Origin of the sequence: Staphylococcus schweitzeri (assembly GCF_002902405.1) — a bacterium.
GTDB classification, from domain to species: Bacteria; Bacillota; Bacilli; order Staphylococcales; family Staphylococcaceae; genus Staphylococcus; species Staphylococcus schweitzeri.
The window spans coordinates 35,258-43,557 of record NZ_PPQS01000012.1; the positions used below are offsets into that span (position 1 = coordinate 35,258).

The window sequence follows — 8,300 nt, forward strand, 5'->3', positions numbered from 1 at the left end:
AAAAAGTTTTTGTAAAGATTAGTGTTTACAAAAACTTTAAAGGAATTAAAATTTGATTGTATTACGCTTTATTTGATTGAGTGAAATTAGTAGGGTGATTAATTTTTTTGCACTTTTACAATCAAAATAATATGAATGGAGTTGTATAAAAAACAAAGTAATTGTGGGATAGAGATATATTAATTTTAAATGCTTTAAAGTTTATAAAGTGACATGAGATATATGATTTTAAACTGATGTCTATCCCATAAAGTCAGATTTTCAGTCTAACTTTTGAGGGTAATATTATTTTTAAAGTGTGAATAAAGGTTTTTATGATTGAAAATATGTAGCTGAAAATAATCAGAAGATGTAAAAATATAAAAAATTGAAAGATATAGATGAAATGTCAAAAAACTGAACGTAATATTTTAAAATTCAATAATATAACGTCCAGTTCCTATAATTTATTTATTTAGTATTCAAAAATTGTGCGAGTCTATTTATACCTTCTCTTAAAACATCCATATCATAAGCATAAGAAATTCTTACAAATCCTTTACCAGCCTCTGTAAATGCTGAACCAGGAACAATAGCTAAATGCACACTTTCTAATAAATCAACACAGAATTTGAAATCATCATCTGTTATATGTTTAATACTTGGAAAGATATAAAAAGCGCCTTCTGGTTGTGCAGTAATGTTAAAACCTAATTTTGTTAATTCAGATACTAAATAATTTCTACGTTCAATATAAGCTTCGTTCATGTATTTAGGTGATTCCAATCCTTCCTTAAGTGCAGCTATACAGGCCATCTGAGAAGGTACATTTGCGCAGATACAATTATACGCATGCATAAATGTTAATTTTTCGATTAAATATTCAGGACCTAATAAAAAGCCAATACGTATGCCTGTTGCAGAATGAGACTTACTTAGACCTCCAATTAGCAACAATTGGTCACGAATATCTTCAAATTCGGCAAATGATACATGCTTTCCACTAAATGTATTTTCCGCATAAATTTCATCGCTAATAATAAATATTGGATATTTCTTTAATACATTTACTAGTTCTTCTACTTCATTTCGTTTCAATACAACACCAGTTGGATTTGTAGGATAGTTTAATAGAATGGCTTTTGTCTTAGGTGTTATATGTCTTTTTATGGCATCCGGTGTAATTTTGAATTGAGTTGCTGTTGTATCAATATAAATAGGAATTCCACCTAACACTTCAATCAATGGAATATAGCCAGCATAAATTGGACCAGGTATTAGAATTTCATCGCCAGGTTCAATGATTGAACGTAAAGATGTATCTAATGCTTCACTTGCACCGTTCGTAACAATAATTTCTTCCGGATCATAATAAAATTGATAGCGATTTTTGAAGTATTGACTGATTGCTTCACGTGTTTCTAACATACCTTTATTATGTGAATACGTTGTTTTATTATTTTCAATTGCATTTATATAAGCTTGTTTAACCACGTCTGGCATTGCAAAATCAGGTTGGCCAATAGTCAAATTAATACAGTCGTCAAGATTTTTCATACGATTTGAAAATTGGCGAATACTTGGTGCTCTTAAATATTTAGAATTAGAATTTAGAGAAAGTTTCATTTGTGACACCTCAAATATAAATCATATATTGTCTAAAAATTTAGAAATTAATAATATCATAACATACTTTTAAAGCAGAAAAGGGTAAATTACTTTAGCTTTATTTGAAAAAAGAAAAATGTCTAAATACACAGTGGTAACTACTTTTCAAAATGAATGAAGTTGTTACAGTTAATGTATTTAGACATTAGATAATTAAGAATCTTTAAATTGTGATGGTCTTTGTAAATTAATGATTGGATTCGTCCACTTACAAATAAAGTTTGTTGACAAGACATATACAATCACTACAGAAATACTAATTAAATATATATAAGTCATCATGCATATAGGTTTATCAAATGGATACCATTCAAATCCTCTGACAATACCAATAATTAGACCATGCAATAAATAAATATAAAGCGTGCGACTACCAATATATGTGTAAAATTGTTTCTTTTCAGGAATTAAATTTAAAAATGCAGTCATTGCAATTAAAATAATAGCGTACAATACGAGTCTTTTAAATGGACTAAAAATGCTTTGTCCTTCATGTTCAAGGGAAGTATATGGCGAACTTCCTAGTAACCAATCGGCATTAATAGGATGAATCAAATAAATCGCAAAAAACATGATAAACGTAATAATAGATATTGGTATAAGTATCTTACTTTTGAATATATTTGTTTGCTTTTTAGTGAAAATAAAACCAATATAAAAAATTGGGAAGAACACGATTGTTCGCGAAATACTTAAGTAACTATCAATGTTTTCTGAAAATCCAGCAACAATAGAAATAATAATTGAAACAGTTAATACTTTATACGGATTAAATCTTCTCACGATAACTAATATAACATGGAAGAAAAATAAAGTAATTAAAAACCATAGTGCAAATACTGGATTGAATGGATCGAGTTGTAACTCATCACTCTTACCTGTTAGAAAATAGTATATTGAAAAGAATGCAAAGAATATCATATATGGTACAAGTAATCTTTTTGCAATTTTTTCTAAATAATAAGGTTTATCAATATTTTTAGCAAAATATCCAGATATAAATAAAAATGTTGGCATATGGAAACTGTAGATAACTAAATATAAAGCAGATAAAAATTTATCTCCACTTGTATAAGGTTGTAACATATGTCCAAATACGACTAATAATATTAAAATTGCTCTTGCGTTGTCGAAAAAGTAATCTCTCTCTTTTAATGAAGTCATATTTTTTCTCCTTTATGTCAATGAGACTCTTACTAATTTATTATATTTTGCATTAGTTATGCAACAAATTTGTCTATTATGTCGATTAGTATTGTAAAATTTATAAAAAAAGCATATAATATTATAAATAAAATGTAGTGGAGTAGAACAACATGTATAAACAACTTGAAAAACTTATTACACTGACGAATAACGACTTAAACTTAGTGAATAGACGATTTGGGCAACGTACGGATATTACATCAGAGCAGTTAGAACTTCTCCGTATATTATACAACTTCGATCGCTTATCACAGTATGATTTGACGATGAAGATTAGCAGAGAACAATCTATAGTTTCAAGATGGATTAAGAAATTAGTGTTAAAAGGTTACATTACGAGTCAACAATCTAGTGAAGATCTTAGATGCAAGGAATTAATCTTAACAAACCAGGCACGAGATTTAATTTCTCAAATAAATAAAGCACGCTGTGAATTGATAGAAGCAAGATGTCAATGTTTATCAGAAGGGGAATTAGATAACTTGAATCAACTTCTTGATAAGTTAAACCAACGACGTATTTCATTGTAATATGACAAAGACATATACATAATCAAGTAAGCAGGGAAAACATAATAAATTGAATAAGGTATTACGAGCGAAAAGGGCGGTAATTGTTGAAATTGATGGATGATAAACAATTACCGCCTTTTTTGCTTGTGTATGTATTGTATGAGGATGCTAGTGTGTTGGTTGTTGACATTAGTGCAGACACCAATGTGGATATTTTTTGTGCATCATTTGTTAATGATATAAATTTTGATATATTTTAACATGTTTATGAGGATAAACTGTGTTTGCGATTGATGACATGTTTGATTGTCGGCAATACTACAATGGATTTACGTTTATTTGTGTAATTAAGTCTTTCGATATTTAAGTGTAAAAAAGGATCAAAGGTCATCCGCCCTCTGCTTGTGAGGTGGGGATGACTTTTGATCCTATATTTGTTGTGGTTTATTTATATTGTGGGATGTCGAAGTATTTGCCGACTTCGCCGATTTTATCGTAGTAACCTTTGATAATTTTGGCGTTAATGTTTGCCCAATCTACATCTGTAGCATATTGGTGAGTACCTGGATGTGCAGGGTTCCATCTCATTTTGTAAAGTGTATTTTGACCAGCTTTTACATATGAGTTACCAATGAATTTAGCGCCACCAATGATTGCTTTAGAAACAGTGTCCCAACCAGATTGTTTGGCATATTTGATACCTTCACGTAATGGATCGTTATCATATGCTGCGATACCAAATACATTATGGAATTTTGTTGCAGTATTAGTTACAACTTTATTGTTAACTACATCTGCACCTTTTGCTAATTGAGAAGTACCATTACCAGTTTCTAGTAGAGCGTGTGAAATTAGGTAAACTTCATTGATACCATACATTTGAGCTGCTTTATTGAACGCAGCACCTTGATTTTCTAATACGCCTTTACCTTTTAAGAACTGATTGATTTTATCAACAGAAATATTTTGTGGTTGGTCTAAGCGTAAAAATTGATATTTAAGTGCTGGATCTTGAGCTAAACGTTTTGTATCCATGGCATGTTTTACATCGTTAAAATTAGCATCTGTCCACTTACCTGGAACACGTTGTACTTGTGGTTTATATTGTAAACCAGCTTGCAATTGTGCAACTTGATTTAATGTCATACCAGTTTGGTTATATTTAATTAATTCTTTAGCTAAATCAGTTGATTTAATCCATGCTAGTTTACCGTTAGCTAATTTACCATAGTACCAAGTTTGTCCATTAATGACTTGTTGTTTAACAACAGCAAATGGTTGTTCGTTGAATGCTTTTAATGAGTATTTTGCATTATCAGCATTTGGCGTTACATAATAGTAACCATTACCATTTTTAATTACATATGTGTAATTATAATCTTTTGCTTCAGAATTTGTAGGCTTAACAGCAATAGGGGCTGTTAAATCTTTAACATTTACCCAACCAGTACGGTTATTGATTGTACCGTATAAATAAACATCGTTTCCTACTGATACTTGTTTCGCTGCATTAAATGTACCTTGTGCAATATTATTACCTGGTAAAATGACTTGGTTTTTAGTACCCCAAGGCACCATAGATAAGCCGCTATTTGATTTGTTTACAGTGTATTTTTGAGTAGTTTTAACTTCTGTACCTAAGTTTTGCATATTTAAGTCTTTTACATTAAACCAACCTAATGGGATATTATGACTTGAATTATTTAAAAGTACATACGTTTCATTACCATGCGCACGTTGTTTTGTTACATAGAATGTACGGTCTGCGTATTTAGCGCCATTTTTAGCTGTTTTTTCATAAACAGAAGCACGAATACCTGTATTGTTCGCTTTAACTTGAGCAATTTTTCTAACAGTTTGAGTTGTTTGCGTAGCCTGTGGTTTAACAACAGAATAAGCTTTTACAGCTGTTTTAGGTTGTGCAACTGCTGTTTTAGGTGCAACCGGTGAAGCTAAGTATGCTTTACTAATCCAACCAGATTTACCATTAACAGAACCGTATAAATAGATTGATTTATCAATTTGCTGTTGTTTAGTAGCTTTAAATGTTTGGTTTCCAGTGCCAGTCACTGAACCTGCTTCTTGTTTATAAGTACCCCAAGGCACTGAATATAACTTAGTACCAGGTTTAACTGTATAAGTTTGCATTACACTTTCAGGTGATTTTGCATTGTTATAAACTACATCGCCTTGCTTAACCCAACCAATTAATGTTGGACTATTATAATCTTTAACTAAATAGAATTTATTTCCGCCTAATGTAGCTTCTTTTGTCACTGCGAAGGTCTTTTGAACTTCTGTTGTTGGTTTGCCTGTTTTATCATAAACTGTTGTGAATAAACCATTATTTTTAGAATTAATTTGAGCAACACCATTTAAAGCTGAAACTGTTAATTTATTATTAGTTGTAGGCGTAGCAGGTTTAGGTGCCGGTGTTGGTTTAGCGATATCAACTAGATAATATTTACTTACCCAACCAGATTTACCATTAACTGATCCATATAAATAAATTGATTTGTCAATTTGTTGTTGTTTAGTCGCTTTAAATGTTTGGTTGCCAGTTCCAGTAACACTACCAGCAACTTGTTTAGATGTACCCCAAGGTACTGTGTAAAGATTAGTTCCAGGTTTTATTGTATAAGACTGATTTACGCTAACAGGTGTTTTAGCTGTGTTGTATACAACATCGCCTTCTTTAACCCAACCGAATTTATTGCCACTGTTATAATCTTGAACTAGGTAGAATTTTTGATTTCCTAAAGTTGCTGTTTTAGATACAGCAAATGTTTTTTGAACTTCACTTGTTGCTTTTCCTGTTTTGTCGTAAACAGTTGTGTATAAGCCACTGTTTGTTGGTTTAATTTGAGCAACACCATTGTTTGCAGCTACTGTCAATTTACCTGTTGAAGGTGTTGACGGTGTAGATGGCTTAGTTGGTGTAGTAGGGGTTGTTGTTGATTGTGTACCCCAAGGTGCCACTTTACCCATTTTAATTAAATACTTTTCATTAATTAGGTCATATAATTGATCGTAACTATAATTATGACTTCTTAAGTAACCATGTGGGTCAGCGTGATCAGTACCACCTAAATATTTACTTACAGCATAGTGTGTCCACACTGTACCTTTTCCATCATATTCTGCACTATCTGGTTTTAAACCGTAGTATTGTAATTGAGTTGCTGCATAATCCGCATAGTTGTTCATTGAACGTGCGAATGAAGCGTAGTCATGCGTATGCACGATTTCAACATTGATGAATCTAGGGTTACCAACAGCGCCTACGCCCCAAGATAAATAATCTGTTGGTGCAGTTTCTACAATACGATTACCATCAACAAATGCATGAACAAATGCATTTTGATAATTGTTTTTCATATAACTGATTTCACCATTAATTGTCGAGTTATCGTTAGCTGTATCGTGGACAACGATACCTTCTGGACGACCAACACCATTACGATAAGCATATTTAGGGAAGTAAGATGTGTAATCTTCTTCGATTTTAGGTGCTTTTAAATTATTTTTACGAATATAATCATTAATTGATGAATTTACCTGAGGTTTATATTTAGGTAAATTCGTCTTTGGTGCTGCTGCAGCAGTTCTTGGTTGTGCAGTAGCACTAAATGTTGTTACTTTAGGTGTTGTAGTAGTTGCTTTTGGCGTCGCTGCTTTATATTGAGTTTTAAGTGCTGCAGGTTTTGCTGCAGATTTAATTAGCTCAGGATTAATTTGAGAATTTGCTGTATTGTCATCTTCATCATCCACTAAACTATAACCAGCACTTGTAACATTTGAGTTTACTTTAGGCGTTGTAGTAGTTGCTGATTTTGCAACAGGTTGTACTTTGTTTGTCGTAGTTGATTTAGTTGCACTAGTGTCACTATTTACTTGTGCAGTATCAACTTTTGTATTTACTTGTGTATTCGGTGTTTTACTTGCTGCTTTCGGTTGGACAATTGAAGGGTCTTGATATACTTGTGTGCCTGAAATGTTTTGCGTTGGATTTTTTACTTCAGCCTTTGCTTGTTCAGTTGTTGCTTTAACTTTATTACTATCTAAGACATTTTTATTAGCAGTTTGATCTTGTGTAGTTTCAGCTGCTTGTACTTGATGCGCAGTAACTGCTGAACCAACAAGTGTTAATGCAACCATTGATGGTAGTTTGTAATTGAATTTTTTCGCCATTCTATTTATTACTCCTAACATTTATTAATTTTAATAACATTATAGTACCTGTTTTAAAGACCTGTGCGTATTTAACCAATTTGTAATATACTTTTAATTTACATTTTTCCTTAAAAAACATGAAATAAATTTAGAATCTCAATGGTGACGTGACAGTATAAATAAAATTGATGTCAATTTAAGAATTGCTTTATTACAAATGTTTCTAAAATAGATACAACTTTTTTTAATTATATGAGGTTAATTTTTTCAACATTTCGATATGTTCAATGCCTTCCTCAAGAAATATATTACCTCGCTTTTTAAAGTTTAAACTTTCATAAAATGGAACAGCGTGACATTGTGCATGCATTGTAGCATTTTTATAACCTTCATCCCTTGCCAAAGAATCAACAGCATCCATAAGTTTTCTACCAATACCTGTACCACGATAAGATTTAATTACAGCAACTCGTTCTATTTTTACAAGCTTTTCATTAATAGGGCGTATACGTGCTGTTGCAATGGGTAGGTTATGGTGATCGTAACCAATTAAATGTATAGAAATTGATTCATAGTCATCTATTTCATTTTCTGCAGGTACACCTTGTTCTTCAACAAATACTTTTTTTCTAATTGCAAAACAGTCTTCTAACATTTGTTGATTAATAACTTTTTTAAACATCTAATCCCTCCAAATTTATAAAACAAATATTTAAATTAATTTCTTTAGCATAACATATCTAGATGGGTATGATATTTCTT

Annotated in this window: 6 protein-coding genes; 2 read left to right on the forward strand and 4 right to left on the reverse strand. The window is 31.4% G+C overall.

The features are described 5' to 3' along the window. Nucleotides 1-450: 450 nt before the first annotated feature. Both CD116_RS02590 and CD116_RS02595 read right to left on the reverse strand, forming a co-directional pair. On the reverse strand, nt 451-1,605 hold the full coding sequence (locus tag CD116_RS02590; protein WP_047550810.1) for an aminotransferase class I/II-fold pyridoxal phosphate-dependent enzyme: 1,155 nt from the start codon (nt 1,603-1,605) through the stop codon (nt 451-453). Between the two features lie 195 nt (nt 1,606-1,800). After that, complete coding sequence (locus CD116_RS02595) at nt 1,801-2,811, reverse strand: acyltransferase family protein (RefSeq protein ID WP_047550813.1); 1,011 nt, start codon at nt 2,809-2,811, stop codon at nt 1,801-1,803. Between the two features lie 152 nt (nt 2,812-2,963). Between CD116_RS02595 and CD116_RS02600 the strand changes: the two genes are divergently transcribed. Further along, complete coding sequence (locus tag CD116_RS02600) at nt 2,964-3,383, forward strand: MarR family transcriptional regulator (protein ID WP_000278018.1); 420 nt, start codon at nt 2,964-2,966, stop codon at nt 3,381-3,383. A gap of 95 nt (nt 3,384-3,478) precedes the next feature. Next, nucleotides 3,479-3,625, forward strand: coding sequence for a hypothetical protein (locus CD116_RS13700; protein WP_156097058.1), 147 nt, complete (start codon nt 3,479-3,481; stop codon nt 3,623-3,625). A 184-nt stretch (nt 3,626-3,809) separates the two neighbouring features. Here the strand turns inward: CD116_RS13700 and atl are convergent, their stop codons facing one another. Together atl and CD116_RS02610 are read right to left on the reverse strand one after the other, a co-directional pair. Next, nucleotides 3,810-7,556 carry a bifunctional autolysin gene (gene atl / locus CD116_RS02605; RefSeq protein WP_047550816.1) on the reverse strand — a complete coding sequence of 1,249 codons (3,747 nt, stop codon included), beginning with the start codon at nt 7,554-7,556 and terminating at the stop codon, nt 3,810-3,812. A gap of 226 nt (nt 7,557-7,782) precedes the next feature. Continuing rightward, a complete protein-coding gene (locus CD116_RS02610; protein ID WP_047550819.1) occupies nt 7,783-8,220 on the reverse strand; it encodes a GNAT family N-acetyltransferase in 438 nt (145 codons plus the stop codon). Nucleotides 8,221-8,300 lie beyond the last annotated feature (80 nt).